The following is a 24,532-nucleotide window of genomic DNA, read 5'->3' on the forward strand; positions in this document are numbered from 1 at the left end:
TCAGTGATCATCGCTGGAGCGATGTAATTTGTTTTCTCGATAATGCGATAATTTCAGGGAAAGTCAATGGAGGGAGGGTGTTTGGCGGGTTATGCAGTAATCCGTTTTCTTGTTGGGCGAAAATGGGAGAAATTTTCATGGTATGCGCTTCGGCGGATGTGGCGCGGCCCATGGCGGTCGCTCCGAATCCCGCATCGATTTCAATCCGTTCCAGCACCGTTGCGCAGGCGCGGAAAAGGGGAGGAAAGCTTGGAAAACCGGGGGAAACGTGAAAATGGCACCGTGTTCGGGAGAGCTGATTTTCATCGATGATGGGCTTCTGTTCCGCGCCTCCCGTCGTTTTTCCTTCCATGCGAAAAAATTTTTCTGAAAAAGCGAGGCCGTCCGCCTGAAAATCCGTGTCGCGACACCCGCCTCGACCCACCCCTTCGTGAAAATCCGCCGTACTGCCGGTGGCCGCCGCCGTTAGTGCCTGGAGATCCGGGCCGTGCCGTGCAGGAGGACGGGAGGGCACCCCGGAACGGCCCGGCGAATTTCAGGCGCGGATCGCCAAGCCCATTGATGCCCGCCGGCACTGTGTTATGACTGGCAGACAAGAAATTCGTTTTCATTTGCGCGCCGGACCGACGCGCCGTGCAGGGGGAGGCAGCAGCCGATGGACCTTTTTCACGCCTTGTCGGATGAGGATGGCCGGCTGTCGGGGCTCGATCGCAAGCTGGCGCAGCTGGCCCTCGACGACGTCGATTTCGTCGTCAACTCGTCGATCGGCGAGCTGGCCGACCGCGCCGGGGTGTCGCCGCCGACCGTCACGCGCTTCTGCCGCCGGCTCGGCTGCAAGGGCTATCCAGACTTCAAGGTGCAGCTTGCCCGGCTCACTTATGTGGGCCTGCGTTACGTCAAGCCGGAAGTGCCGACCGAAACGCCCGAGGAAGTGGCCGAGGACATCATCGCCAAGGCGCAGAACGCCCTGTTCCAGCTGCATCGCCAGCTCGATTTCGCCTCGCTCGACATGGCGGCCCGCCTGCTGCGCGGCGCCGATTTCATCCAGGCCTTCGGGGCGAGCGGCAATTCGGCGATGATCGTCAACGAGCTGCACAACCGGCTCTTCCGGCTCGGATGTCGCATCAATGCCTCGAACGACCACAACATGAACGCGATGATCTCCGCGGCCGCCCAGCCGGGCACGGTGGTGTTCGGCTCCTCCTTCACCGGCCGCGACCCGGCGCTCGTCCACTGCCTCGAACTGCTGCGCCGGCGCGGCATCCCCACCATCGTCCTCACGCAGGGCGGTTCGCCCGTCGCGGCGGCGGCGGATGTGGTGATCGCCGTCGAGCTGCCGGAGGGCAAGAACATCTTCCGGCCCACCTCGACACGCTATGCCTATCTCGCGGTCATCGACATGCTGGCCAATCTCGTCGCCTATGCCGACCGGACAAAGGCGATGAAGACGCTGCGCAGCATCAAGGAGGAGCTGGTCAGCCGGCGCGACGGCGACGACCGCCAGCTGCTCGGCGACTGACGGGGCCGGCCGTCCTCCTGGAGAATTTCCGCTTTTCCTCGAATCGCGAAAACGCTCTATCTATTTGTTTTTACGCAATTCCGGACGCAAAACCGCTTCGCACTTTTGCTGGAATTGCTTTACCGCGAGGGTTTCGGCGCCCCGGCGGAAAGCACCTCGACGCGCTGCGTGCCGACAGTGCCGTCCGCCTCGACGACGGCCTGCCAGCGGCGGTTGCCGCAGCGCACGGACAGCCGCCAGCGCCCGGCATCCTCGCCTTCGCCGCGCTCGACGCGCGAGGCGACGAGGCCGCGGCGCATGTAGTCGCGCAGCGTCTGCGTCGGCCAGCCGAAACGCGCGGCGAGCATATCCGCCGGCAGGAGGAATTCTCCCGCTTCGTCCCGGCTGAGGACGAGGGGGCTGGCATCGGCTGCGCTCATGAGATTGCGTCCCGCGAAATTGGCGTGACCGCCAGGGAATCCTCGCCGCGGCTGAAGGCGATGGCGAGGCGGAAGGAATGGGCGATGCGCAAGGCCCGGTCGAGGAAGAGATCGGCGACCTCGGGCGGGCAGAGCCGCTCGACGGTCGCGCGGAACAGCGTGAGCCAACGGCGGAAATGCTGTTCCCCGAGTTCGGGTATGGCAAGGTGCGGCGGCAAGGGTCGGCCCTCGTAGCGGTCGGTGCGCAGAAGCGTTGCAGACCAGAAGTCGCACATCTTTGCAAGATGCACCGGCCATTCCTCCGGCGCGATCGCGCCGTCGAAGATCGGGCCGAGCAGCGCGTCCTTGCGGATCCCGTCGTAGAAACCGTGCACCACGGCATGGATCATCGCTTCGTCGAGCACCTCCGGCAGCGGCTTGCCGTCGATGACGATGGTGCGGTCGGGGGCGGGGCGGCCTCTCATCGGATCGCCCTGTAGCTGTGCCAGGTGCCATGGCCGAGCAGGGGGAAGATGACGATCAGGCCGAGGAACCCCGTCGCGATGGCGAGGACGGTAAGCGCCAGCACGATGGCGCCCCAGGCGAGCATGACCGGCAGGTTGCGGAAGGTGAGCGAAATGCTCGTGCCCATCGCGGTGAAGGCGTCCGTCTTCTCCGCCAGCAGCATGGGAATGGCAAAGGTGCTGATGGCGAAGGAGAAGGCGGCGAAGAGCCCGCCGACCGCCGTGCCGACGACGATCATGCCGAGCCCTTCCGGCGTGGAGACCAGCATGGCGACGACATGGTCGAGGCCGGGAAAGGGCCGGAGCCCGACGAAGAGCGCGTAGATGATGACGGCGGCGCGCATCCAGACCAGCATCAGCAGGCAGAGGATCGCGCCCGTATACCAGACCTGCGCGCCGGATTCGGTTTTCACGAAGATCATGCGCGCAAGGCTCGGCGTCACGCCCTCCTCGAGGTCCCGGCTCTTGCGGTAGAGGCCGATCGCCACCAGCGGACCGACCACCATGAAGCCGGCAAGCGCGGGGAAGAGGATATAGTCGAGCTCCAGGCGGAAGAGGCCCCAGACCACCGCCAGCGACAGGAGGAAGACGGCGAAGCCGTAGGCGAGACTCGGCAGCGGGTTGCGCCAGAGGTCGCGCCAGCCGGCGGCGAGCCAGCCGAGCGCCGCGCCGGCCGGCAGGTGGCGGCGGCGCTGTTCGGCGAGCGGCACGGGCGCGCCACCGGTCTTGTCGGTCGTTCCCATGATGTCCTTCCTCTCTCAGCAGGAGGGCCGCGCGGCGCGATACGCGCCGTCCCGGCCTTCCGTCTTCAGGTGTTGCACGCAATCGGGCTGGGACGTCAGCGCGACATGGACGAGATGCGCATTGGCGCCGGCAAAGAGCGCAAGGCCCGCCGCGACGATGAGGAACGCGGCGATCCGCCAGTTGATGCGCCCGGGCCGGCGCGCCTCGCTTGCCGCGCCGCTCATTGCCCGTCCTCCCCCAGCGTGCCGACATAGAGCGCCAGCAGCTTGATATCGACCGGCGAAAGGCGGCCGTCCCAGTGGGGCATGTGGCCCTGCCGGCCGGAATAGATCGAGGTGAAGACGCTCTGCGCGTCGCTGCCGTAGATCCAGGCGGCGTCGGTGAGGTCGGGTGCGCCGGCCTCCGTGCTGCCGCGGCCGTCCTCGCCGTGGCAGGCGACGCAATTGGCGGCGAAGACCGCCTTGCCCGCCTCGACCTCAGCCGTGTCGGCCGCGCCCATCGGCAGGGCGGAGAGCGAGCGCACATAGGCGGCGACGGCGCGCACCTGCCTGCCGTCGAGGATGCCGTCGCGGCCGAAGGCCATCATCTGCGAGACGCGCGTCTCCTCGTTGGTGGCGTTGATGCCGATGCGGATCGTCTCGGCGATGGTCTCCGGTTCGCCGCCCCACAGCCAGGCCTTCGCCGCAAGGTTCGGGAAGCCCGGCCCGCCGCTGCCGCGCGTGCCGTGGCAGACGGCGCAATTGTCGATGAAGAGCGTGCGGCCGGTCTCGCGCACATGCCGCATCAGGCCGTCGTCCGCGGCGATCTCCTGAAGGCTCGCCCCGGCGATGCGGCTCGTCCAGGCGGCGCGGGCCGCGGCGGCGTCCTCGACCTGCCGCGTCACGACATCGCGCTGGTCGATGCCGAGCAGGCCCTTCGTATAGGTGACGCCGAGCGGCCAGGCCGGCATCAGAATCCAGTAGCCGATGGCAAAGAGCGTGGTGACGGTGAGGAAGAAAACGACCACGCGCGGGATCGGCGTTTCCAGCTCCTCGATGCCGTTCCATTCGTGCCCGGTGGTGGCCCGTCCGGTGGCGGGATCGTGTCTTTCGGTTGCCATGCCCTAGTCCCCCGGCCGGTCGTCTTTGTCGAGAATGCTCTTCTTGGCGCGATCGAAACGCTTCCGGTTGCCCGGCCAGAGCGCGTAGATCACGACGCCCGCGGCGAGCGCGATCAGGTAGAAAAGCCCCCAGCTCTTGGCGAAGGCGACGACGCTGTTGTGCTCGATCTCCATAGCCTCACTCCGCCGTTGCCGTCTGCTGCTGCGCGGCCTGCGTCAGCTGGCCGACGATCTGGAGATAGGCGACCAGCGCGTCCATCTCGGTCAGGAGACCGGGATTGCCGTCGAAGGCGCGCACATTGGTCGCCTCGCCGTAGCGCTCGCTGACGCCGGAGGCGCCGGCATCGTCGGGATTGGCCTGTGCGCGGGCGTCGGCGGTGGCGTTCTCGATCATCGCGTCCGTATAGGGCACGCCGACGGCGCGCTGGGCGGCAAGGTGCGCGCCAAGATCGTCGATCCTCAGCGCGTTGCGCTTCAGCCAGCCGTAGCGCGGCATGACCGATTCCGGCACCACGTCGCGCGGATTGACGAGATGGGCGACATGCCAGGCGTCGGAATACTTGCCGCCGAGGCGGGCGAGGTCCGGGCCGGTGCGCTTGGAGCCCCAGAGCATCGGGTGGTCGTATTTCGATTCCACGGCCAGCGAATAGGGACCGTAGCGCTCCACCTCGTCGCGCAGCGTGCGGATCATCTGCGAATGGCAGGCATAACAGCCCTCGCGGATATAGAGGTTGCGGCCGGCAAGCTCCAGCGGCGTGTAGAGCCGCATGTCGGGCGCCTCCTCCACCGTCTCGTGGATGGTGAAGAGCGGGGCGATCTCGACGAGGCCGCCGATGGAGGCGACGCCGACGATGGCCAGCACGAAGCCGATGGCGTTGCGCTCGAGCTTGCGGTGGAAGAACTCCTTCATCGTCATTCTCCTGCCGGGGCCGCGCCGGCTTTACCGTAGAGGGGAACGTCGCCGGCGGGCTCCGCGGCGCGCGCCCTTCGCGCCATGCGGATCGTCATCCAGACGTTGAACGCGCAGACGACGGCGCCGCAAAGGAACAGCAGTCCCCCGAAGGCGCGGGCGATGTAATAGGGATGCATGGCGACGAGGCTGTCGATGAAGGAATAGGCGAGGGTGCCGCTGTCGTTGTAGGTGCGCCACATCAGGCCCTGGATGATGCCCGAATTCCACATGGCGAAGACGTAGACGACGGTGCCGGCAAGCGCGAGCCAGAAATGTACCTCGATCAGTTTCGGCGAATACATGCGCTCCTGCTTCCACATCCACGGCACGAGGGCGTAGAGCGAGCCGAAGGTGATCATCGCCACCCAGCCGAGCGCGCCGGCATGCACATGGCCGACGGTCCAGTCGGTATAGTGCGAGAGCGAGTTGACGGCACGGATCGCCATGAAGGAGCCTTCGAAGGTGGAGAGCCCGTAGAACACGGCCGCCACCATCATGAAGCGCAGGGTCGCGTCGTCGCGCACCTTGTGCCAGGCGCCGTTGAGCGTGGCGAGCGCGTTGCCGGCGGAGGCCCAGGACGGCACCAGCAGCACGATCGAGAAGGTCATGCCGAGGGTCTGCACCCATTGCGGCAGGGCGGTGTAGTGCAGGTGGTGCGCGCCCGCCCACATATACATGAAGGTGATGCCCCAGAAGCTGATGATCGAGAGGCGGTAGGAGAAGATCGGCCGCTCGGCGCGCTTCGGCAGGTAGTAGTACATCATGCCGAGGAAGCCGGCGGTCAGAAAGAAGGCGACGGCGTTGTGGCCGTACCACCATTGCGTCATGGCATCCTGCACGCCCGAGAAGAGCGAATAGCTCTTGGCATGGCCGAAGGAGACGGGCACGGCGAGGTTGTTGACGATGTGCAGCACCGCCACGACCAGGATGAAGGCCATGTAGTACCAGTTGGCGACGTAGATATGCGGTTCCTTGCGGCGCTGCAGCGTGCGGATGTAGATGAGGAAATAGACGACCCAGACGACGACCAGCCAGAGATCGGCATACCATTCCGGCTCGGCATATTCCTTCGACTGGGTCATGCCCATCAGGTAGCCGGTCGCGGCGATCAGACAGAAGAGATTGTAGCCGATCAGCACGAACCACGGGGCGAACTGGCCGGGCAGCCGCGCGCGACAGGTGCGCTGGAGCACGTGGAAGGAGGTGGCGATCAGCGCATTGCCGCCGAAGCCGAAGATGACGCCCGACGTGTGCACGGGCCTGAGGCGCCCGAAGCTCGCCCAGGCGCTGTCGACGAAGGTCAGCTCCGGCCAGGCGAGCAGCGCGGCCACCCAGACGCCGACGAACATGCCGGCCACCGCCCAGGCGAGCGACAGGATGATGCCGGCCCGCGTCGGATCGTCGTAATATTCGGAAAGCCGGCTTTCCGGCGGCTCCGGGTCGAACAGCGCGGACAGCACGGCAAAGCCGAGGCCGACGCTGAAGACCAGCACGATATAGCCGTGCACGGCCAGCGGATCGCCCCGCCCGGCCACCGCCATGGCAAGCCCCGTCAGGCCGAGCGCACCGAGCACGAAGAGGGCCAGATGCCGCTCCGAAACCGTCAATCCCGATATCATCGATCTCCCCCCTCCGTGTCTCACGCCGCTTCGGCAATGCCGAGCAGCGGCCCGAGCGCGGCCCTGTTGCGGACAATATCCTCGAGCGTGTATTTATCGAGAACAGCAAGGAATGCGGCGAGCGCCTCGTGCAGCATGCCCTTCAGCCGACAGGCCGGCGAGATGGCGCAGGCCCGCCCGCCCGCCTGCATGCATTCGGCCAGCGAGAATTCCTCTTCCGTTGCCCGGACCAGCGCGCCGACGGCGATCTCGGCGGGCGCCTTCGCCAGCTTGATGCCGCCCGCCCGCCCGCGCGTCGTCTCGACGAGGCCGAGATCGCGCAGGGTCTGCGCCACTTTCAGGAGATGGTTGCGCGAAAGCCCGTAGGCCTCGGCGACGTCGTTCACCGTGCACACGCGGTCCCGCCGCGTCGCCACGTAGATCAGCATGCGCAGGGCATAGTCCGTGTGAAGCGTCATCCGCATGGCATCGTCTCCCGGCCGGGGCCTTAAAAAAGTATTCTGGATACCACTTTTAGCGCAAGCCCCGCCCGGTCGAAAGTGCAATAGCGTCGCAGGTGCCGGGATATTGCGTGATCCAACGCCGAAGCGTTGCCGGTTCGGCGGGCAAGGCTGCAGGCAGCGGCGCTGCGGGATGTCAGCCGGCGCCGGTGAGGCGCTTCGTCCAGTCCTCGACCCGGTTGCTCTCCAGCCGTCGGGCGGCATGGGCGCGCCAGCCGTCGGCAAGGCGCTCGAGCGCGGCGATGCCGGCCAGTTCCGCGCGGTTGAGCGGATCGATGTAGAAGGCGCGCCAGATGCGTGCCAGCGTCCATTCCGGCGCGCGGCGCTCGCGCAGGACGAGGCGGTCGGCGGGCGAGACGGTGCCGGGCGTGAGCACCCGGTAGTACCAGCCGGTCCGCCCGCTCGATTGCACAAGGCGCGCCATCTCCGTCCGGCCGAAGCGCTCGTTCAGCTTCCAGCAGGGCTGCCGCCCCTGGCTGACCTCGATGACCGCGGTGCCGAGCTGGAAGACGTCGCCGATCGCCACCATGCGCTCCGTCAGCCCGGCCGTCGAAAGGTTCTCGCCGAAGGCGCCGGGGCCGGCAAGCAGCGGATGCGGCCCGAGATCGCGGGCCCAGTCGGCATAGTGCTCGAAGGGATAGTGGTGCACGGCCTTTTCCGGCCCGCCATGCCGCACCGTATCGCCCTGCCTGTCGCCGGCAAAACCGGTTTCTGAGAGATGGAGCGCATGGTGGACCGGCGCCTTCACGATGCCGCTCGGCACGCCGCGCGCGCCGAGCGGCGCGACGCCGCCGATGCGCAGGCTGAGCAATGCGACCTCCGTCATGGTTCGACGACCGGAGGCATCGGTGCCGCGCAGCGGTCGTCGGCGCAGGCGTCGTCCCCGGCTGCGGGCGCGGAAAGCGCCATGGCGATCCGCGCCCCGACGGCGATGTCGTCCTCCACGCCGAAGGCCTCGTGCAGGATGGTGCCGTCCCGGCCGATCAGCACGGAGGAGGGCGTTCCGCGCAGCCCGAAGCGCTGCATCGTCACCGGGATATCCGAGCCCTCTGCGGCCTTGTCGACGCCGACGGGCGATTTCAGCCGGTATTCGTGGAGAAAGGCCCTGAGGGTGACCGGCGACATGGCCGCATGGTGCTCGAAGACCGTGTGGATGCCGATGACCTGCAGGTCGGTGTGGGCGAAGACACGCTCGATGCGCTGGACCTGCGGAAGGGCCTGCGCCACGCAGCCGGGGCAGAGAAGCTGGAAACTGTGCAGGAAGACCGGGCGGCCGCGCAGGCCGGCGAGCGTCAGCGGAACCGGCGTGTTGAACCATTCGCTGACGGCCAGTTCCGGGGCAAGCGGCGTCTCAGGCGCGGTCATCGTCGCCTCCCTGCCGGCAAGCCTCGGCCGGGGCCGTTGCATCGCAGGGATGAGTAGGGGTAAATCTCGGCACGTTCTTTCCTTTCATTTGCCTGGAGGGGAGGAATGGCCGGTCCGGCAATGGCAGTTGCCGGACCGGCGCCGGATCATTCGGCCGGCACGACCTTGCCGGGCAGGCTGAGATCGCCCGAGGCGACCTTGAACACGTTGCTGACGCACAGCAGCGGTGCATGCAGGTTGCCGTTGACCTTTAGCCCCGCCGTCACGCCGTCGAAGGCGGCGCCCTTGATGCCGCCGATCAGCGACAGGGGAATGGCGACGTCCACCGTGTCGCCCTTGAAGCTGGTCGGGTATTCCGGGCTGTCGATGAGGAGCGGCACGCCGGGCCAGGTCTCCGGCACCTTCGGCGTGGTGCCTTCCGGAATGTCGATGACCTTGAGGCCGCCGCCGCAGGCCTTGTCCTCGGCCAGCACCACCCAGTGCGGATGCCAGACATGGCGGTTCTTGCCGCCCTTGGCCGCATCGTCGAAATCCGGATGGAAGGTGACGGCGAGCGCGACGATGCCCTGGCCCGCGTCGAAGCCGATCGCGCCGCTGTCGAGGCTCGTCGGCCAGACATAGGCATAGACGCTGGAGCCTTCGAACCTGCCCGTCGCGTCGGGCTTGTCCTTGCCGGCCTCGCCGCGCACGCGGGTGGTGAAGATCACGCTGTCGCCCCTTGTGACGATCGTCGTCTCGATGATGTCGAAGGCGGCCTCCACCGCTTCCGCCGGCTCCGCCTTGATGGAATGGGCCGAGGCTGTCGTCAGCCAGAACAGGGCCGTTCCGGCGGCGAGCGCGCCGGTTGCAAATCTGCCGAGCATGATGGTCTTCCTTTCGTTTGCCTGGAGGGTTGGAACTATCCCGCTTGGAATGCATCCCAGGTGGCAGCCCGGGATGCGGGATCGGCTTCATCGTGATCGCGGCAATCGACGCGCAGGTCGCGCTGGCCGAAGGCGGCATCGACGAAATGGCAGTGATGGGGGCGCGCGGCATCCGCATGCGCGAAGGGGGAGAAGTGGCGACAGGTCACGCACATGCGCTGGACGGGGATCGCCTCCGCCACCTGCAGGCGGCGGATCATCTTGATCAGCGTGAGGAGCAGGTCCTCCTGCTCGCGGTCATCGAGCGCGCCGAGGGCCGTGGCGGCTAGGCCGCCGCCGGTATCCGAGGCCTTGAGGATTGCAAGACCTTCCGCCGTCGGCACCACGCGCACCGCGCGCCTGTCGCCCGCCTCCGGCCGCTTCTCCAGACAGGCCTTGCGTTCCAGCGCATTGATCGAATCCGTCGCCGTCGGCTGCGAGACGCCGAGATGGGCGGCGATCTCGCGCACGCCGAGGCCGCCCGCCCCGCGTCCTTCCAGCAGCGTCAGGATGGCGAGCTGCGTCGGGTTGAGCCCGCTCGCCTTCGAGCGGTTCCACTCGTCGATGCGCATGGCCATGCCGACGCGGGAAAGGCCTTCGCGAAGGCGCTCGGTGATCGCATGGGGGTTCCTGGGCGTTTCCATGCGAAGAGTATATAGGAGTCCTATATATCTTCAAGTGCCGTGAGGATCGAACTGCCGGGGCGGGCGGCGGCCGATACGGATGAGGGAAGGGTGTTCCTGCCACGGGACGGCGCCGGGCGGTTCCGCCCGGATTATCACGTCGCGGTGGGCGCGGCGCCCGGATGGCGTCAGAACGACGCCTTCAGCTGGCCGCCGATGTTCCAGTCCGGCTTGTCGTTTTCGCGGAAGGTGGCGGAAACCGCGGTGTCGATCTGCCAGCGTTCGTCGAACTTCCAGCCGACGCGTCCGCCGAGCGTCGCGAAGTTCTGGTCGTCCGCCTTGCCCCTGGCATCGCCCACCCAGTCGACCGAGGCCTTTGCGCCATCCTTGCCGGCGAAGGTGCGGCCGACCGCGCCGAGGATCGTGTAGTCCAGCTTCTCGTCCAGCCTGCGGCTCCAGGCGAATTCCGCGCTCACCGTGTCGGAGGCCGAGCGGCCGCCCTTGATATGGCCCGCGAAGAGGTTCTTGCCGGACGCGTCCTCGTCATAGCCGTCGAGGTCGAGCCAGGCGCGGGTGAAGCGGGTGGAGAGCGCGAATTCGTTCGCTGCGTCCGGCGCATAGATCACGCCGGCCCGGCCATAGGCGCTGAACAGCGAGCCGGAGGCGTTGCCGCTGGCAAGGACGATCGAATCGAGGTTCTGGTAGCTGCGCGAGAACGAGGCCGAGATGTCGGGCGATCCCCAGGCGCCGACTTCGCCGAAGGCGCGCCAGGTGGCCTGCGGGCTGGTATAGCGCACCGCGCCGGCGAAAAGGCCGAGCGTGTCGAGCGCGACATCGGTGCGGTTCGCATGCACCACGGCCGCGCCGCCGAGAACGCTGACGCCGCTGCCGGCCTCCCAGCGTCCGTTGAAGCCGGCCGCGGCATCGGAGCTCGCGAAGGCGGCGACATAGCTGCCCTCGTCGAACCGGCTCTGCTGGCCGAGCAGGTTCTGCGCGGTGTCCATGAGGTCGAGCGCGATGGACTGCCGCTGGCGGGCGATCTGGTCGAGCGAGGCGACCACCGAGGCGGTGGTGGTGTAGCCGATGCGGGCGAAATCGATGGAATCGATCGCCAGCGTGGATTCGAAGCCGTTCTCGTCGAGCGGCCCGGTCGCGCCGAGGATCACGGCGAGGTCGAGCGTCTCCGAGCCCGAAACGCCCACCCTGTCGGAAATGGCGACATCGTCCTGCAGCGGGCCCTTGATCTCGTATTGCAGGATCTGCTTGCCGTCCTGCATGGTGCGCAGCGAGGCGGTCTGGCCATCCTCGGTCGTCGCGAAGCCGCGATAGTCCACGGCATAGACCGTGTGCCCGCCCGGCTGGGTGACGGGTACGGAGAGCCTGCAGGTGGTGGTCGTGCGCCTCTTGCCCGATGCGCCGCCCGCCATCGCGGAAAAATCGTCGAAGAGAATGCTCGTCGCGTTGCCGTCGGGCGAATGCGTTGCGGAAAACGTCCCGTCCGCACAGCCGTTGGCCGCATGGGCAAGCCCCGGAAGCGGGACCGTGGCGGCGGCGAGGAGGGCGAGGCGGACCGGAAGACGCATGTAAAAACTCCCTGGATGGAGGCCGGGCGGCGCGGGCGCCGCCCGGTTCATGAAGGCGAAGGATAGGGCGTTTTCCCGTTCAGGAAACGCGTCCTGCCGGACTTAGAGCGTTTCCGCTTTTCTCCGAATCGCGAAAACGCTCTAACCCTTTGCTTTGCCGCATTTCCGGACGCAAAACCGCTTCGCACTTTTGCTGGAAATGCTTTAGCGGCACTTGCGCCACTGCAGACGGTAGATGATCGCGGCCTTGACGTCCTGCGTGTCGACCGTCGCCATGGCTTCCTGGCCGCGGTTGGTGTTGACGCGGATGCTGGAATTGGTGCGCAGGTTGACGTCCTCGCCGCAGGCCGACCAGACCAGCGATTCGGCCGTCAGCTTGTTGGAGATCAGGTAGTCCTTCTCCTGCGGGCCGGTGAAGGTCTGGCGGAAAGCCGGGCCGCGCGTGCCGGCGAAGAAATATTCGACGTTGAACTGCGAGCGGGCGCCGCGCGGCAGCTGGTTGAAGCCGCGATAGTCGATGGCGAGCACCGAGACGCTGCGGCCCTGCGGCACATGGACCGGGATCGCGACGTTGCAGGTCTTGCGGTCGAAGGACTTTCCGGTCTCGCCGCCGGCTTCCACGACATATTCGTCGAAGAGAAGGCTGAGCGCCTTGCCGTCCGGGCTCAGCGTCGCCGCGACGCTGTTGGCCGGGCAGCCGCTGCCGCCGTAGCCGGGCGTGCCGAGCGAGATGTCGTCCGTCTGCGCCTGCGCAGCCGTGGCAAGAAGAAGAGATGCAAGCAGGATACCAGCGGTTTTCATGGAATTTCCTCGATTTCGAACCGAACCTGACGTTCGTTTCAATGAATGACAGCGGCGACCTGAACCGTCCCTGAGCACTGCGTTCATTCTGGAGTCATCCGGCTTGTGCCAATCTGTACGCTGCGCAGTTAACAGCGTTTTAAAGAAAAATGTCCGTAAACGAGCCTTTAGAGGGCAAAACCGTGGCAGGCCCGGCCTGCCCGAGGCGAGGAGAGCCCAGATGCGTGTTGTCCCGGCCATTCCAGGAATGCTCGTGATCATGCTGGCCGCCGGCACGGTGCTTGCCGGCTGCACGACGGAGCATGCGGCGGATGTGCGCCCCGGCTATTCCGGCGCGGTCTCGCCGGCTATGCGCGCGCACCAGCGGCGGCAGGCGATCCGCGCCGAGGAGGGCGGCTACCGGCGGCTCTACCGGCCGCGCGACTGCCGCTACGGCGCGCGCAATTGCGGCGGCTATGCGACGTTCGACCCGTCCTGATCCGTAAGGTCAGGCATAGACCGCCTCGGCGAGACGCCGGCAGCCGTCGACAAGGTTCGGCTCCTGCAGCAGCGCGCCGCCGACAAGATACATGACGTCCTTGCCATAGACCGCGCGCATCTCCGGCACGCGGGCGAAATTCACGCCGCCGCCCGGCGCCGGGACGCTCGCCTTCGGCCCGTCCATCTCCGCCGCGCAGGCCTGCGCGATCGACCGGCATTCCTCGCGGGTGAAGCCGAAGCGGCCGCCGAAATTCGGAAAGACCACGGCGTCCGCGCCCATCAGCCGGTGCAGCACGCCGTAGAAGGCCCGGTGCGAGAAACCGCAATCCGGCGAAACGACATTCGCGCCGGAAAAGGCGGGATGCGCGACGATGGGCAGGGAAAAATCCGGATCCGCGGCCAGCGTGCGCGCCACGTCGTAGCCGGCAAGCGCCGGGGCGATCATGACGGCGCCCGCGCCGGCGGCCTCCGCTTCCTTCGCCCTTTCGAGGACGGCGTCGGCCGGGCCGGTGATGTTGGGCACGAAGCTGGTCCGTCCGCCGCTCTTCGCATTCGCCTCGCCGACGGCCTCGACGCAGGCCTTCAGCCGCTCGGAGAAGGGCGCGGTCCTCTGGTCGACGAGGCCGTGGTCGTCCTTCACATAATGCATGCCGCCGAGCGCGAAATCATGGGCAAGGCGGGCCAGCGCGGCCGTGGAAAGGCCGACGGGCTTGATCGCCGACATGAGGAGCGGGATATCGCCGATGCCCGCGCGGGCGCGAAGCCCCGCAATGCCATGACGCGGCCCCTTGCAGAGCGAAAGAATGCCCGGCGAAAGGCCGATATCCTCGACCTTGAGGCCCGGCTTGATCGAGCTGTTGCCGAAGACGATGTTGAGGAACTGCAGGAAGTCGCCGCCGACATCGTCCTCGGAATAGGAGATCGTCGCGAGAAAGCCCGCCCGCCCGTCCGGGGCCTGCTCCAGCGTTTCCAGCCTGCCGAGGATCTCGTCCTCCACATAGCCCTTCGGCACCACGTCGCGCGGGATCTCGACCGTCTGCTCCAGCGCGATGTCGAGCGCCCGGGCCCGGGCCTCCGCCGCATCGGCCGCGCGGACGAAGTAGCGGACGGTGAAGCGCGGCGCCATCAGAGCGCCTCGGCCTTCTGGGCCGAATGCACGTGATCGAGGCGCACCTCCGCCAGTTCCTCCTCGCCGATACCGAGCGTCTTGCCGAGCAGTGCCTCGATGGCGGTGACGAGCGCCCCGGCGTCGAGCCCGTATTTCTTCATGAGATAGGGTTTCGATGCGCCGTGCGCGAAAGTGTCGTCGAGGCCGAGGCGCTTGAGGCGGATGCCCAGCCCCTCCTCGGCGAGGATTTCCGCCACCAGCGAGCCGAGGCCGCCGACGATTGTGTGGTTCTCCAGCGTCACGATGCCCTTCTTTCCGCGGGCGGCCTTCAGGAGGCCCGCCCGGTCGAAGGGCTTCAGCGTCGAGGCGTGCAGGTGGTGCACGCCGACGCCGCGCGTCTTCAGCGGCTGGATCGCACGCAGGGCCTCCTCCGTGCAGACGCCCGAGGAGACGACGAGAATGTCGTCGCCCTCCGAAAGCGTGCGCAGCCGGTTGAATTCGAAGGGCGTCGAGAAGAGGCGGGGCACCTCGCCGCGCAGGACGCGCACATAGACCGGCCCGTCTATGCTGTCGGCGACCTCGAGCACGGTCTCGACTTCCGTCGCGTCCCCCGTCTCGAGGATCGTCATGTTCGGCACGGCGCGCAGCACGGCGATGTCCTCGATCGCCTGGTGCGTGATGCCGCCGGGCGTGGTGATGCCGGGCAGGAAGCCCATCAGCCGCACCTTGCGGTTGGAATAGGCGATGGAATTGATCAGCTGGTCATAGGGCCGGCGATAGAGGAAGACCGAGAAGGTGTGCAGGAACGGCCGGAACCCCTGCATGGCGAGGCCGCCGGCGAAGGAGAGCATGTTCTGCTCCGCCATGCCGAGCGACAGGAACTGGTCCGGATGCCGGTCGCGGAACCCGTCGACCTCGCAGGACGAGGTGAGGTCGGCGGAAAGGCACAGAACCTCCGGCCGCGCGCTGGCGAAGGCCTCGAACGCCCTGGCATAGGGACGGTTGACGATCTCGACCATGGTCAGGCCCCTTCCATCGCGTTCACGTCGACGCCGAGCTCGGCGGCGAGCGCCGCCTGCATTTCCAGCCGTTCCTCGGTGCTCTTGAAGCGAACGTAGTGGAGGCGCGGGAAACGCTTCTTCAGAAAATCCATGCCCTGATAGGGCGAGGTGTTGGCGAGGATGACGAGCGGCTTGCCGGCCTCGGCGCTCTCCGCCGCAGCGCGGAGCGCTGCAAGATCGTGGCCGTCCACCGAACGGCAGGTGACGCCGAAGGCGGCGACGCGGGCGGCAAGATCGCCGAGATCGAGCACGGAGGACATCGCCCCGTCGCATTGCTGGCGGTTCACGTCGACGATGACGCGGATATTGTCGATCCCGTGGTAGCTCATCGCCGCAAGGCATTCCCAGGTCTGGCCCTCCTGGAACTCGCCGTCGGACATGTAGACCCAGACCTTGCCGGGTTCCTTTTTCCTGAGCCGCGCCCAGGCGACGCCGGAGGCCATGGAAAGGCCCTGCGCCAGCGAGCCCGTCGTCACCTCCATGCCGGGGCTGTGCTCGGCGCCGATCATCTCGACCGAACCGCCGTCCTTGTTGAAGTGGTCGAGCGCGTGCTCGTCCATGCGGCCCGTCTCGATCAGCGCGGAATAGATGACGAGCGCATAGTGGGCGGGCGAGATGAAGAAACGGTCGAAGTCCGGCCCGGCCGGGCCATGGTAGCCCGCGCCGGTGAAGGCGTCGGGATTGTGCGCCGAGGGCACGCCGCGGAACGGCAAGGGCACCTTGGGCAGCGTGGGTTCGCCGAGCGTCAGAAGTTCGTTGTAGAGCAGCGCCAGGCTCTCGGCGGCCGAGCAGGCCTGGCTGAGATAACCGCCATTGTTCTTCATCGTGTGGAAGAAGACGCGTCGGCGGATGCCGAGCGCGATGTCCCCGGTGGATTTTTCGTTCGCAAGGCTCATCGTCTCAGCTCCGTTCGGGAAAGAGCGCCTTCAGGCCCTCGGGCGAGGGCGTGGCGATGCCGCGCTCCGTGATGAGGCCGGTGATGAGGCGCGCGGGCGTGACGTCGAAGGCGGGGTTCGCCGCCGGGCTGCCCTCCGGCGAGATGCGCACGCTGGCGATCGAACCGTCGCTGGCGCGGCCCTGCACGAAGCTCACCTCGTCGCCGGCCCGCTCCTCGATCGGGATTTCCCGGATGCCGTCCCCCACCGTCCAGTCGATGGTGGGCGAGGGGAGCGCCACATAGAAGGGCACGTTGTTGTCGCGCGCGGCGAGCGCCTTCAGGTAGGTGCCGATCTTGTTGCAGACGTCGCCGTTCGCCGTGGTGCGGTCGGTGCCGACGATCACCAGGTCGACGTCGCCGTGCTGCATGAGATGGCCGCCGGCATTGTCGACGATCAGCGTGTGCGGCACGCCATGGCCGTTCATCTCCCAGGCGGTGAGGTAGGCCCCCTGGTTGCGCGGCCGCGTCTCGTCGACATAGACGTGGACGGGAATGCCTTCCTCGACGGCCATGTAGATCGGCGCGGTCGCGGTGCCGTAGTCGACGGTCGCCAGCCAGCCGGCATTGCAATGGGTGAGGATGCGCACCGGCTCGCCCGGCTTTTTCTTCGCCGCGATCTCGCGGATCACGTCGAGGCCGTTCGCACCGATGGCGCGGTTGAGCTCGACATCTTCTTCCGCGATCTCCGCGGCGCGCGCATAGGCGGCGGCCGCGCGCTCGCCTTCCGGCAGTGGGCGAAGGTGTTCGCGCATCGCGTTCAGCGCCCAGCGCAGGTTGATGGCGGTCGGGCGCGTTTCGTTGAGCTCTTCCCACACGGCGTCGAGATGCGCATCCGACGGGTCCTTCGCCATGGCGATGGCGACGCCATAGGCGGCGGTGACGCCGATCAGCGGCGCGCCGCGCACCCACATGTCGCGGATCGCGGTGGCGATGTCGGCGACGGTCGTGAGCGTCACGACGCGGAACTCGTGCGGCAGCCAGCGCTGGTCGATGATGTCGACCGAGCGGCCGTCCTCGTTCAGCCAGATCGTATGGTAGTGGCGTTCTCCGACTTTCACGCGAGGATCTCCTTTTCAAGCCGCTCCACGGTCTCGCGGATGTCGCGGAGGCTGTGGATGCGCTGCCGGTTGACGGCGAGGTGACGCCCGAGCTTCAGCGCCCTGGTCTCGCAGGGCGCGCGGCGGTCGGGGTCGGCGATGGTTTCGAAATCGGCGTTGTGGGCAAGGCCCAGGATGCGGCGATGGATCTCGATGCCGGCGAAACCCAGCATCTCGCGCCAGATCTCGTCGATGACGATGGCGAGCGCCTGCTCGGCGGCGAGCGGGTCGCCACGGTCCTCGAAGAGGCTCGACTGATAGAGGATGCCCTTGCGCTCCGTGTGCCAGAGATGGGCGAATTCGGCCCGGAACGTTTCCCAGAGCGTCTCGATCGTATCGAGCAGATAGGCGCGCATGCCGTCGCGCGCGCCGGGCGCCGTCTCATGGCCGGCTTGCGAAAAATAGCTCATCCAGAAATTGGCGATCAGCATGCCGACGTCGAAGCTGATCGGGCCGTAGAAGGCGAATTCCGGGTCGATGACGCGCGTCTCGTCGTCCGTCACCATGACGGAGCCGGTGTGCAGGTCGCCATGGCAGAGCGTTTCGGCCTTGGCGGAGAAGAGATGCTTCAGCCGTTGTGCCTCCACCTTGAGGTCGCGGTCGGCGCGCAGCTCCGCCACGATCGGGTCGAGCTGCGGCGTGGTGTGGCGGTTGAGCGCCGCCTCGAAATAGGGATCGGAAAAGACGAGGTTTTCCGTGATGTCGCAGAGCTCGACATTATCGGCGAAGAGCGCGAGGTCCGCCTTCTTCTCCCGCGTTGCCATGGAAAGGTCCGAGCCGCGGAACAGCGTGCGGGCGGCAAAGAGCCCGAGGTCGCGGCCGATCCTCGGCGGTTCGCGCCCGTCGATCAGCGCGCGGCGCAGGATGACGTGCGGCGTCAGGTATTCCATGACGATGAGCGCCTGCGCCTCGTCGAAGACGTAGATTTCCGGCACCATGCCCGGATCGCGCGCGGCCTGCCGCGTCAGCGCGTGATATTCGAAGAAGGAGCGCTTGAGCGGCAGCGGCCAGCTTTCGCCGACGAGCCGCACATAGGGCAGCGCCTGCTTGACGATCGCCGCGCCCTGATCCCCCGTCACGATGAAGACGAGGTTGAGGTTGCCGTCGCCGACCTCCCTGACGCTCCAATGGGACGAATCCGCCCCGATTTTCGCCTTCAGGACGGCGTTGCCGCCCAGCCGATCCGGCAATGTCTCGACGCTCAGCGCCGTGAAGACCTGGCTTTCCATATGCTTCTCCTCCGCGACGGGACGCGGCCTCCGCCGCCTGTCGTCCCACCATCCTTGCGCACAGCTAAGGCAGCATTCTGTCAAATGTCAATGGCCTTGACATTTGATGAGAGCCTATCCTAACCTGCCGTCATCGGGAGGAAAGAATGAGCGGTGAGGCGGTGTTTCGCATCGAGGGCGTGCGCAAGTCCTTTGGGCCGGTGACGGTGCTCCAGGGGGTGGACCTCGACCTCAGGGCCGGCGCGGTGACGGTTCTGATGGGCGCGAACGGCGCCGGCAAGTCCACGCTCGTGCGCATCCTCTCCGGCGTCTACACGCGCGATGCCGGCGCCATCACGCTCGCCGGCCAGTCCTTCGAGCCGGCAACGCCCGCCGAGGCGATCCGCGCCGGCGTCGTCACCGTGCACCAGAACATCAATGACGGCGTCGTTGCCGATCTCGACGTCGCCACGAACCTCACGCTCGACCGGCTGAACGGGCGCGGCGCGAAACTGTTCTTCAATCCGCGCCGGGTGCGCCGCGAGGCCGCCGCGGTGGCCGCCCGCATGGGCCTTGCCATCGATCTTGCCGCCAACATCAACGACCTGACGCTCGCCGACCGCCAGATGGTGGCGATCGCGCGGGCCATGGCGCACGAGCCGAAGGTGCTGATCCTCGACGAGCCGACCTCCTCGCTCTCCAGCGCCGAGGCCGACCGCCTGTTCGATCTCGTCGACCGGCTGAAGGCACGCGGCGTCGCCATTCTCTATATCTCGCACCGCATGTCGGATATCCGCCGCCTTGCCGACAGCATCCTCTCGCTGCGCGACGGCCGCATCACCGGCCGTTTCGAAGGGCCGGAGCTCGATTACGAGGGCGCGGTCAACGCCATGCTCGGCCGCAAGGTCTCGGCCGGCGCGGTCGCCGTGCGCGAGGCGGGCGCTCCGGTCTTCAGCGTGCGGGGCCTGAAGCTCTCCGAGCAGGCGCGGCCGTTCGATTTCGACCTCGGCGACGGCGAGATCGTCGCCGTCACCGGCCTTGTCGGCGTCGGCAAGACGGCGCTCGCCGAGACGCTCTTCGGCGCCCGTGCGCCGGCGGCAGGCGAAATGACGCTCGACGGCCGGGCCTATGCGCCGAAAAGCACGGGCCAGGCGATCGCCCGCGGCGTCTTCCTCGTCGCCAAGGACCGCGCGATCAGCGGCATCGTGCCGGATTTCAACATCTACGAGAATATCAGCCTGCCGTTCCTGCGCCGGCTCTCGGCCTTCGGCGTCGCGAGCCGCCGGGCGGAGAGGGCGAAGGCGCGCCGGCAGATCGACGCGCTCGGCGTCGTCTGCCGCAGCGAGCGCGACGAGATGCAGACGCTGTCGGGCGGCAACCAGCAGAAGGTCATGGTCGGCCGCTGGCTCTCCGAGCCCTCGCGCCTCCTCATCCTCGACGAACCGTTCCAGGGCGTCGACATCGCCGCCCGCCGCGACATCGGCGAGAAGCTGCGCGCCTCGGCCGCCGGCCGCTCCACCATCCTCTTCCTGACCGAACTCGACGAAGCCTTCGAGGTCGCCGACCGCATCCTCGTGATGTCGGAGCAGACCATCGTCGGCGCGCACCGCAACGCCGATATCGACGTCGAGCGGCTGCTCTGCGAGATCGCCGGGCAATTCTATCAACAGGTCCATGCATCATGAGCAGCGAACAGAGCAAACAGGCGGCCGCTGGCCCCGTCCCGCCGCCGGCCCTCAATGTCAGGGAAGCCGCCATCAAATACGGCTTCCTCGTGCTGCTTGCCGGCATGGTGCTCTATTTCTCGCTGGTGACGGGCGGTTTCGCCTCGCCGCAGAGCGCCGTCTTCATCCTGCAGTCCGTCTCGATCACCGGCATCCTCGCGCTCGGCGTCACGGCGACGCTGGTCGTCGGCGGCTTCGACCTTTCCATCGGCTCCGTCGCCACCACGGCGATGATGGCCTCGTCCTATGTCATGGTGGTGATGGGCGGCGACGCGCTGACGGCGACGCTGGTCTGCCTTGCCGTCGGCGTGCTCGTCGGCCTCGTCAACGGCGTCATCATCGTCTACATGCGCGTGCCGGATCTTCTCGCCACGCTCGGCATGATGTTCCTCCTGCTCGGCCTCCAGCGCATCCCGACCGAGGGCCGCTCCATCGCGACCGGCATGACGCTGCCGGACGGCTCGACGGCGACGGGTGCCTTCAGCCCCGCCTTCCTCGCGCTCGGCCGCCACCGCTTCGATCTGATCCTGCCCAATCTCGTGCCGGTCTCGGTCGTCGTGCTAATCGTGCTCGCCATCGTCATCTGGTTCTTCCTGGAATACACCCGCTTCGGCCGCATGATGTATGCCGTCGGCTCGAACGAGCGGGCGGCGAGCCTCGCCGGCGCGCCCGTCAACGCCTACAAGATCTCGGCCTACATCATTTCCGGCGTCTTCGCCTCGATCGGCGGCATCCTGCTCGCCGCCCGTCTCGGCCGCGGCGACATCGCCTCCGGCAACAACCTGCTTCTCGACGCCGTCGCCGCCGCGCTGATCGGCTTTGCCGTGCTGGGCGCGGCCAAGCCGAACGCCTTCGGCACCGCCGTCGGCGCGCTCTTCGTCGGCATCCTCCTGCAGGGCCTGACGATGATGAACGCGCCCTATTACACGCAGGATTTCATCAAGGGCGCCGTGCTCGTCATCGCCCTGATCTTCACCTTTGCGCTCTCGAAAAGAGGCAAACGCTGAGACCGCTCAGCGGACAACCAAAAGTTCACCAGTGGAGGAGACTGACATGAACCTTACTCGCAGAACCCTGGGCAAATTAACGCTCGGGCTGATGGGCGCGGCGGCCTTCGCCGTGCCGTCCTTCGCCGCCGACATGCCGGCGCCCTTCGACAAGCCCGGCGACGTGAAGATCGCGCTCGTGCGCTACCTTTCGACCGGCGATTTCTTCCAGTCCTATCTCGCCGGCGTCGAGGCGCAGGCGAAAGCCATCGGCGTGGAACTGCAGGTCTTCGACAGCCGCCAGGACGCGGCCCTCCAGGCCGACATGGTCGACCAGGCGATCGCGCTCGGCGTTCAGGGCATCATCATCCAGCACGGCCTGACGGAATCCATGAAGGAGGCCGCCCAGCGCGCGGTCGATGCCGGCATCAAGGTCGTCGCCTTCGACGTCAACGTCGAGAACGAGAAGATCCCGCAGATCGAGCAGTCCGACCGCGACCTCGCGCGCCTTGCCCTCGAGCAGGCGATCAAGGACAATGGCGAGAGCTTCAAGGCGGGCTATGTCTACGTCGCCGGCATCGCGCCGCTCGACCGCCGCGACGAGACCTGGAAGGAATTCAAGGCGAAGTATCCGGGCATCAACGAGGCCGCCCAGTTCGGCACGATGGACAACCCGATCGCCAACTCGGTCGCCAACCAGGCCCGCTCGGTGATCTCCGCCAATCCCGACATCACCGTGATGTTCGCCCCCTATGACGAATTCGCCAAGGGCGTGAAGATCGCCGTCGACGAGGCGGGCCTCTCCTCCAGCGTGAAGATCTACTCGGCCGACATCTCGACCTCCGATATCGCCGCCATGCGCGAATCCGGCTCCGCCTGGGTCGCGACGGCCGCGACGAACCCGGCCGTGGTCGGCCAGGTCTCCGTCCGCTCGCTGGCCATGCTGCTCGCCGGCGAGGATCCCGGCAAGCAGGTCATCGTGCCGCCGACGCTGATCACCCAGCAGGACCTCAACGACCAGGACATCAAGAACATGGAGGAGCTCGGCGCCAAGCTGCCGCAGTTCGCCCATGCCGACGTCGCCATGCCGGCCTGGATGCCGAAGCCCTGATTGCTGAACAGGAGAATGCACAAGGGGCGGTCCACAGGCCGCCCCTTGTGCATATATATATATTGAGGAAGGGCGGAGCAGACTGTGTGCCCCGCTCGAAACTCAGCGCATCGCCGCCGCGATATTGCCGCCGTCGACGGTGGTCACGTCGGCGGTCGTGCGTTCGGCGAGCGCGTGGTGCACGAAGGCGCGGGCGACGTCCTCGGCGGTCACTTCGAGGCCGAGCAGGTTGCCGCCCATATAGTCCTTGACGGAAAGGCCGCGGGCCGCGGCGCGGCTCTCGATCATCTCGTCGTTGAGCAGGCCCGAGCGGATGCGGTCGGCGTTGACGGCGTTGACGCGGATATGGTCGGCGCCGTGCTCCAGCGCGTATTGCCGCGACAGGAACAGCGTCGCGGCCTTGGGCAGGCCGTAGGCGCCGAATTTCGCGCCCGGATTGACCGCCTGCTTGGAAGCGTTGAAGAGCAGCACGCCGCCGGTCTTCTGCGCCTTCATGATGCGCACGGCGTTCTGCGCGACGCTCTGGTGGGCGAAGAAGTTCAGTTCGAAGCTCTTGCGCAGCAACGCGTCGTCCATCGTGGCGATCGGGCTTTCCCATGCCGCGCCCGCATTGGAAACGACGATGTCGACGCCGCCGAAGGTGGCGACGGCCTGATCGAAGGCGGCGCGCACGCAGGCGGGATCGGTGATGTCGGCGGCGATGCCGATCGAATGGTTGCCGGCGGCCTTCGCCACCGCCGCCGCCTTCCCGCCGTCAAGGTCGAGCACGACGGCATGCGCACCTTCCGTCACGAAGGCCTTGACGATCGCCGCGCCGATGGCGCCCGCGCCGCCGGTGACGAGCACGACCTGGCCGGTGAACGGCTTCGGCCTGGCGCCCGCCAGCTTCGCCTGCTCCAGCGACCAGTATTCGAGGTCGAAGAGGTCCGGCCGGCTGACCGGCTCGAAGCGGCCGACGGATTCCGCGTCGCGCGCCGCCTCGATCCACATCTCGCCGACATCGACGGCGATCGTCGCGTCCTTGTAGGTGCGGCCATGGCCGAACATGCCGAGGCCGGGCACCAGCGTCAGGCGCGGCATCGGATCGAGCATGACGCGCTTGACGTCGTCGCGGGCGTCGTTGCTGCGGAAATAGTCGGTGTAGTCGGCCGCGAAGGCGGCGACCCGTTCGTCGATCACGGCGCGATAGCCCGCAAGGTCGTCCTTCGCCGGGGCCGGCAGCACCATCGGCCCCGTCTTGATGCGGATCGAGAGGTCGGGCGTCGAGACGCCGCGGGCGGCCATGTCCGCGACTTGCGCCGCGTTGACGAAATCCAGGATCGCCGGGGAGGCGCGGAAGACGCTGACCATGCGGTCGTAGCGCCCTTCGCCCCTGTCGACGGCGACGGCGCCGCGCAGCATCGGCGCGATGTCGCCGGGGTCGGCGAGCGCGGCGGGAAGGGCGGCCGGCGTGAACGGGTTGCGGCCGTTCCGCTTCACATGATCCTCGGCCAGCGTGACATGGTGGATCATCCGGTCATAGGCTTCCTTCGCCGTCTCGCCGAAGGTGAAGATGCCGTGCTTGTCGAGGATCAGGCCCTCGACCGTCGGGTCCCGGTCGAACACCTCGGCGGCCGCCTTGGCAAGGGCGAAGCCGGGCATGATATAGGGCACGAAGCCCATCCTCTTGCCGAAGAGTTCGGCGCACATGCTTGCGCTCTCCGCCTGGTCGGCGATGGCGAGGATGGCGGTCGAATGGGTGTGGTCGACGAATTTGTGCGGCAGGAAGGCGTGCAGCAGCGCTTCGACGGACGGGTTCGGCGCGCCGGGATCGATGAGGTTGGCGCGCAGCAGCGTCACCATGTCCTCGTCCGAGAGTTTTGGCAGCTTGCGGCCCTTCAGCAGCGGGCCGATCTTCACCGCGGGCAGGCCCGGCGGCTCGATCGTGCCCATGTCCCAGCCGCTGCCCTTGACGCAGAGCACGGCATGCACGTCGCCGACGAGGTCGGTCATCTCCGTCTTCACCGAGGTGTTGCCGCCGCCATGCAGCACGAGCCGGGGCTCGCCGCCGAGGAGCCGCGTCGTATAGGTGCGCAGCGCCAGGTCCCGGTTGACGCCCTTCGCTGCATAGCCGGCGACGACCTGTTCCGCCTCGTCGTCGCGCCAGAGATTTTCCATCGTGTTCAGCCTCCCGATAAACCGGCCCGGCCGG

Annotated in this window: 27 protein-coding genes; 5 read left to right on the plus strand and 22 right to left on the minus strand. The window is 67.2% G+C overall.

What is annotated here, in order from left to right; genetic code table 11:
- Positions 1-7: 7 nt before the first annotated feature.
- On the minus strand, positions 8-352 hold the full coding sequence (locus AABF56_RS32755; protein WP_272808837.1) for a hypothetical protein: 345 nt from the start codon (positions 350-352) through the stop codon (positions 8-10).
- A gap of 303 nt (positions 353-655) precedes the next feature.
- On the opposite strand from AABF56_RS32755, the gene AABF56_RS32760 reads away from it, so the two are divergent.
- Entirely contained in the window at positions 656-1,519 is an 864-nt protein-coding gene (locus AABF56_RS32760) for a MurR/RpiR family transcriptional regulator (protein ID WP_244769063.1), read from the plus strand.
- Positions 1,520-1,638: 119 nt separating this feature from the next.
- Here AABF56_RS32760 and AABF56_RS32765 read toward each other — a convergent pair whose 3' ends face one another.
- From AABF56_RS32765 to AABF56_RS32835, 15 genes are all read right to left on the minus strand, one after another.
- Positions 1,639-1,938: a DUF6522 family protein gene (locus tag AABF56_RS32765; protein WP_244769064.1), complete on the minus strand. Its 300-nt coding sequence runs from the start codon at positions 1,936-1,938 to the stop codon at positions 1,639-1,641.
- Positions 1,935-2,402, minus strand: a complete 468-nt coding sequence (locus tag AABF56_RS32770; RefSeq protein ID WP_244769065.1) for a group III truncated hemoglobin — start codon at positions 2,400-2,402, stop codon at positions 1,935-1,937. The genes AABF56_RS32765 and AABF56_RS32770 overlap by 4 nt, the downstream gene beginning before the upstream one ends.
- Complete coding sequence (locus AABF56_RS32775; RefSeq protein ID WP_272808838.1) at positions 2,399-3,184, minus strand: DUF2189 domain-containing protein; 786 nt, start codon at positions 3,182-3,184, stop codon at positions 2,399-2,401. Before AABF56_RS32775 ends, AABF56_RS32770 begins: the two co-directional genes overlap by 4 nt.
- 15 nt (positions 3,185-3,199) lie before the next feature.
- Positions 3,200-3,409, minus strand: coding sequence for a hypothetical protein (locus tag AABF56_RS32780; RefSeq protein ID WP_244769067.1), 210 nt, complete (start codon positions 3,407-3,409; stop codon positions 3,200-3,202).
- Complete coding sequence (gene ccoP, locus AABF56_RS32785) at positions 3,406-4,284, minus strand: cytochrome-c oxidase, cbb3-type subunit III (protein ID WP_272808839.1); 879 nt, start codon at positions 4,282-4,284, stop codon at positions 3,406-3,408. Before ccoP ends, AABF56_RS32780 begins: the two co-directional genes overlap by 4 nt.
- Positions 4,285-4,287: 3 nt before the next feature.
- Positions 4,288-4,458 (minus strand): cbb3-type cytochrome c oxidase subunit 3, encoded by a 171-nt coding sequence (locus tag AABF56_RS32790; protein WP_244769069.1) that lies wholly within the window; start codon positions 4,456-4,458, stop codon positions 4,288-4,290.
- 4 nt (positions 4,459-4,462) lie between these two features.
- Positions 4,463-5,194: a cytochrome-c oxidase, cbb3-type subunit II gene (gene ccoO / locus AABF56_RS32795; RefSeq protein WP_244769070.1), complete on the minus strand. Its 732-nt coding sequence runs from the start codon at positions 5,192-5,194 to the stop codon at positions 4,463-4,465.
- 2 nt (positions 5,195-5,196) lie between these two features.
- Positions 5,197-6,855 carry a cytochrome-c oxidase, cbb3-type subunit I gene (ccoN, locus tag AABF56_RS32800; RefSeq protein WP_272808840.1) on the minus strand — a complete coding sequence of 553 codons (1,659 nt, stop codon included), beginning with the start codon at positions 6,853-6,855 and terminating at the stop codon, positions 5,197-5,199.
- Positions 6,856-6,875: 20 nt separating this feature from the next.
- Positions 6,876-7,319: an Rrf2 family transcriptional regulator gene (locus tag AABF56_RS32805; protein WP_244769072.1), complete on the minus strand. Its 444-nt coding sequence runs from the start codon at positions 7,317-7,319 to the stop codon at positions 6,876-6,878.
- A 172-nt stretch (positions 7,320-7,491) separates the two neighbouring features.
- Positions 7,492-8,181: an MOSC domain-containing protein gene (locus AABF56_RS32810; RefSeq protein ID WP_272808841.1), complete on the minus strand. Its 690-nt coding sequence runs from the start codon at positions 8,179-8,181 to the stop codon at positions 7,492-7,494.
- Positions 8,178-8,720, minus strand: a complete 543-nt coding sequence (locus AABF56_RS32815; RefSeq protein ID WP_272808842.1) for a redoxin family protein — start codon at positions 8,718-8,720, stop codon at positions 8,178-8,180. Before AABF56_RS32815 ends, AABF56_RS32810 begins: the two co-directional genes overlap by 4 nt.
- 146 nt (positions 8,721-8,866) lie before the next feature.
- Entirely contained in the window at positions 8,867-9,583 is a 717-nt protein-coding gene (locus AABF56_RS32820; protein WP_272808843.1) for a hypothetical protein, read from the minus strand.
- 35 nt (positions 9,584-9,618) lie between these two features.
- Complete coding sequence (locus tag AABF56_RS32825) at positions 9,619-10,266, minus strand: MarR family winged helix-turn-helix transcriptional regulator (RefSeq protein WP_272808844.1); 648 nt, start codon at positions 10,264-10,266, stop codon at positions 9,619-9,621.
- Between the two features lie 167 nt (positions 10,267-10,433).
- The gene (locus tag AABF56_RS32830) at positions 10,434-11,828 is read right to left on the minus strand and encodes a DUF4360 domain-containing protein (protein ID WP_272808845.1); all 1,395 of its coding nucleotides are present in this window, start codon (positions 11,826-11,828) and stop codon (positions 10,434-10,436) included.
- A 204-nt stretch (positions 11,829-12,032) separates the two neighbouring features.
- Positions 12,033-12,629, minus strand: a complete 597-nt coding sequence (locus AABF56_RS32835; RefSeq protein ID WP_244769078.1) for a DUF4360 domain-containing protein — start codon at positions 12,627-12,629, stop codon at positions 12,033-12,035.
- 220 nt (positions 12,630-12,849) lie between these two features.
- Here AABF56_RS32835 and AABF56_RS32840 point away from each other — a divergent pair, with 220 nt between their 5' ends.
- On the plus strand, positions 12,850-13,107 hold the full coding sequence (locus AABF56_RS32840) for a hypothetical protein (protein WP_272808846.1): 258 nt from the start codon (positions 12,850-12,852) through the stop codon (positions 13,105-13,107).
- A 9-nt stretch (positions 13,108-13,116) separates the two neighbouring features.
- Here the strand turns inward: AABF56_RS32840 and AABF56_RS32845 are convergent, their stop codons facing one another.
- The 5 genes from AABF56_RS32845 to mtnK are packed head-to-tail and all read right to left on the minus strand — an operon-like array spanning position 13,117 to position 18,541.
- Positions 13,117-14,235, minus strand: a complete 1,119-nt coding sequence (locus AABF56_RS32845; protein ID WP_244769080.1) for a RuBisCO large subunit C-terminal-like domain-containing protein — start codon at positions 14,233-14,235, stop codon at positions 13,117-13,119.
- Entirely contained in the window at positions 14,235-15,236 is a 1,002-nt protein-coding gene (locus tag AABF56_RS32850; protein WP_272808847.1) for a transketolase family protein, read from the minus strand. The genes AABF56_RS32845 and AABF56_RS32850 overlap by 1 nt, the downstream gene beginning before the upstream one ends.
- Positions 15,237-15,238: 2 nt before the next feature.
- Positions 15,239-16,174 carry a transketolase gene (locus AABF56_RS32855; RefSeq protein WP_272808848.1) on the minus strand — a complete coding sequence of 312 codons (936 nt, stop codon included), beginning with the start codon at positions 16,172-16,174 and terminating at the stop codon, positions 15,239-15,241.
- A 4-nt stretch (positions 16,175-16,178) separates the two neighbouring features.
- Positions 16,179-17,273: an S-methyl-5-thioribose-1-phosphate isomerase gene (mtnA, locus tag AABF56_RS32860; protein ID WP_272808849.1), complete on the minus strand. Its 1,095-nt coding sequence runs from the start codon at positions 17,271-17,273 to the stop codon at positions 16,179-16,181.
- Complete coding sequence (gene mtnK / locus AABF56_RS32865; protein ID WP_272808850.1) at positions 17,270-18,541, minus strand: S-methyl-5-thioribose kinase; 1,272 nt, start codon at positions 18,539-18,541, stop codon at positions 17,270-17,272. The genes mtnA and mtnK overlap by 4 nt, the downstream gene beginning before the upstream one ends.
- A 146-nt stretch (positions 18,542-18,687) precedes the next feature.
- Between mtnK and AABF56_RS32870 the strand changes: the two genes are divergently transcribed.
- From AABF56_RS32870 to AABF56_RS32880, 3 genes are read left to right on the plus strand one after another with little or no spacing between them, the layout of a single operon-like run.
- The gene (locus tag AABF56_RS32870) at positions 18,688-20,205 is read left to right on the plus strand and encodes a sugar ABC transporter ATP-binding protein (RefSeq protein ID WP_272808851.1); all 1,518 of its coding nucleotides are present in this window, start codon (positions 18,688-18,690) and stop codon (positions 20,203-20,205) included.
- Positions 20,202-21,251, plus strand: coding sequence for an ABC transporter permease (locus AABF56_RS32875; RefSeq protein ID WP_244769086.1), 1,050 nt, complete (start codon positions 20,202-20,204; stop codon positions 21,249-21,251). Before AABF56_RS32870 ends, AABF56_RS32875 begins: the two co-directional genes overlap by 4 nt.
- Before the next feature lie 46 nt (positions 21,252-21,297).
- Positions 21,298-22,341 (plus strand): substrate-binding domain-containing protein, encoded by a 1,044-nt coding sequence (locus AABF56_RS32880; protein ID WP_244769087.1) that lies wholly within the window; start codon positions 21,298-21,300, stop codon positions 22,339-22,341.
- Between the two features lie 102 nt (positions 22,342-22,443).
- Here AABF56_RS32880 and AABF56_RS32885 read toward each other — a convergent pair whose 3' ends face one another.
- Positions 22,444-24,498, minus strand: coding sequence for a bifunctional aldolase/short-chain dehydrogenase (locus AABF56_RS32885; RefSeq protein WP_272808852.1), 2,055 nt, complete (start codon positions 24,496-24,498; stop codon positions 22,444-22,446).
- Positions 24,499-24,532: the final 34 nt, after the last annotated feature.

Source organism: Shinella sp. WSC3-e, from assembly GCF_945994535.1.
In the GTDB taxonomy this organism is placed as follows: Bacteria; Pseudomonadota; Alphaproteobacteria; order Rhizobiales; family Rhizobiaceae; genus Shinella; species Shinella yambaruensis.

Coding starts and splice junctions, on each gene's coding strand:
- AABF56_RS32885 (WP_272808852.1), bottom strand. CDS start 24,498: ATGGAAAATCTCTGGCGCGACGACGAGGCGGAACAGGTCGTCGCCGGC.
- AABF56_RS32820 (WP_272808843.1), bottom strand. CDS start 9,583: ATGCTCGGCAGATTTGCAACCGGCGCGCTCGCCGCCGGAACGGCCCTG.
- AABF56_RS32835 (WP_244769078.1), bottom strand. CDS start 12,629: ATGAAAACCGCTGGTATCCTGCTTGCATCTCTTCTTCTTGCCACGGCT.
- AABF56_RS32760 (WP_244769063.1), top strand. CDS start 656: ATGGACCTTTTTCACGCCTTGTCGGATGAGGATGGCCGGCTGTCGGGG.
- AABF56_RS32880 (WP_244769087.1), top strand. CDS start 21,298: ATGAACCTTACTCGCAGAACCCTGGGCAAATTAACGCTCGGGCTGATG.
- AABF56_RS32840 (WP_272808846.1), top strand. CDS start 12,850: ATGCGTGTTGTCCCGGCCATTCCAGGAATGCTCGTGATCATGCTGGCC.
- AABF56_RS32810 (WP_272808841.1), bottom strand. CDS start 8,181: ATGACGGAGGTCGCATTGCTCAGCCTGCGCATCGGCGGCGTCGCGCCG.
- AABF56_RS32765 (WP_244769064.1), bottom strand. CDS start 1,938: ATGAGCGCAGCCGATGCCAGCCCCCTCGTCCTCAGCCGGGACGAAGCG.
- AABF56_RS32780 (WP_244769067.1), bottom strand. CDS start 3,409: ATGAGCGGCGCGGCAAGCGAGGCGCGCCGGCCCGGGCGCATCAACTGG.
- AABF56_RS32870 (WP_272808851.1), top strand. CDS start 18,688: ATGAGCGGTGAGGCGGTGTTTCGCATCGAGGGCGTGCGCAAGTCCTTT.
- AABF56_RS32790 (WP_244769069.1), bottom strand. CDS start 4,458: ATGGAGATCGAGCACAACAGCGTCGTCGCCTTCGCCAAGAGCTGGGGG.
- AABF56_RS32875 (WP_244769086.1), top strand. CDS start 20,202: ATGAGCAGCGAACAGAGCAAACAGGCGGCCGCTGGCCCCGTCCCGCCG.
- ccoO (WP_244769070.1), bottom strand. CDS start 5,194: ATGAAGGAGTTCTTCCACCGCAAGCTCGAGCGCAACGCCATCGGCTTC.
- AABF56_RS32775 (WP_272808838.1), bottom strand. CDS start 3,184: ATGGGAACGACCGACAAGACCGGTGGCGCGCCCGTGCCGCTCGCCGAA.
- AABF56_RS32805 (WP_244769072.1), bottom strand. CDS start 7,319: ATGCGGATGACGCTTCACACGGACTATGCCCTGCGCATGCTGATCTAC.
- AABF56_RS32850 (WP_272808847.1), bottom strand. CDS start 15,236: ATGGTCGAGATCGTCAACCGTCCCTATGCCAGGGCGTTCGAGGCCTTC.
- AABF56_RS32855 (WP_272808848.1), bottom strand. CDS start 16,174: ATGAGCCTTGCGAACGAAAAATCCACCGGGGACATCGCGCTCGGCATC.
- AABF56_RS32825 (WP_272808844.1), bottom strand. CDS start 10,266: ATGGAAACGCCCAGGAACCCCCATGCGATCACCGAGCGCCTTCGCGAA.
- mtnK (WP_272808850.1), bottom strand. CDS start 18,541: ATGGAAAGCCAGGTCTTCACGGCGCTGAGCGTCGAGACATTGCCGGAT.
- AABF56_RS32830 (WP_272808845.1), bottom strand. CDS start 11,828: ATGCGTCTTCCGGTCCGCCTCGCCCTCCTCGCCGCCGCCACGGTCCCG.
- AABF56_RS32815 (WP_272808842.1), bottom strand. CDS start 8,720: ATGACCGCGCCTGAGACGCCGCTTGCCCCGGAACTGGCCGTCAGCGAA.
- AABF56_RS32755 (WP_272808837.1), bottom strand. CDS start 352: ATGGAAGGAAAAACGACGGGAGGCGCGGAACAGAAGCCCATCATCGAT.
- AABF56_RS32845 (WP_244769080.1), bottom strand. CDS start 14,235: ATGGCGCCGCGCTTCACCGTCCGCTACTTCGTCCGCGCGGCCGATGCG.
- ccoP (WP_272808839.1), bottom strand. CDS start 4,284: ATGGCAACCGAAAGACACGATCCCGCCACCGGACGGGCCACCACCGGG.
- AABF56_RS32770 (WP_244769065.1), bottom strand. CDS start 2,402: ATGAGAGGCCGCCCCGCCCCCGACCGCACCATCGTCATCGACGGCAAG.
- ccoN (WP_272808840.1), bottom strand. CDS start 6,855: ATGATATCGGGATTGACGGTTTCGGAGCGGCATCTGGCCCTCTTCGTG.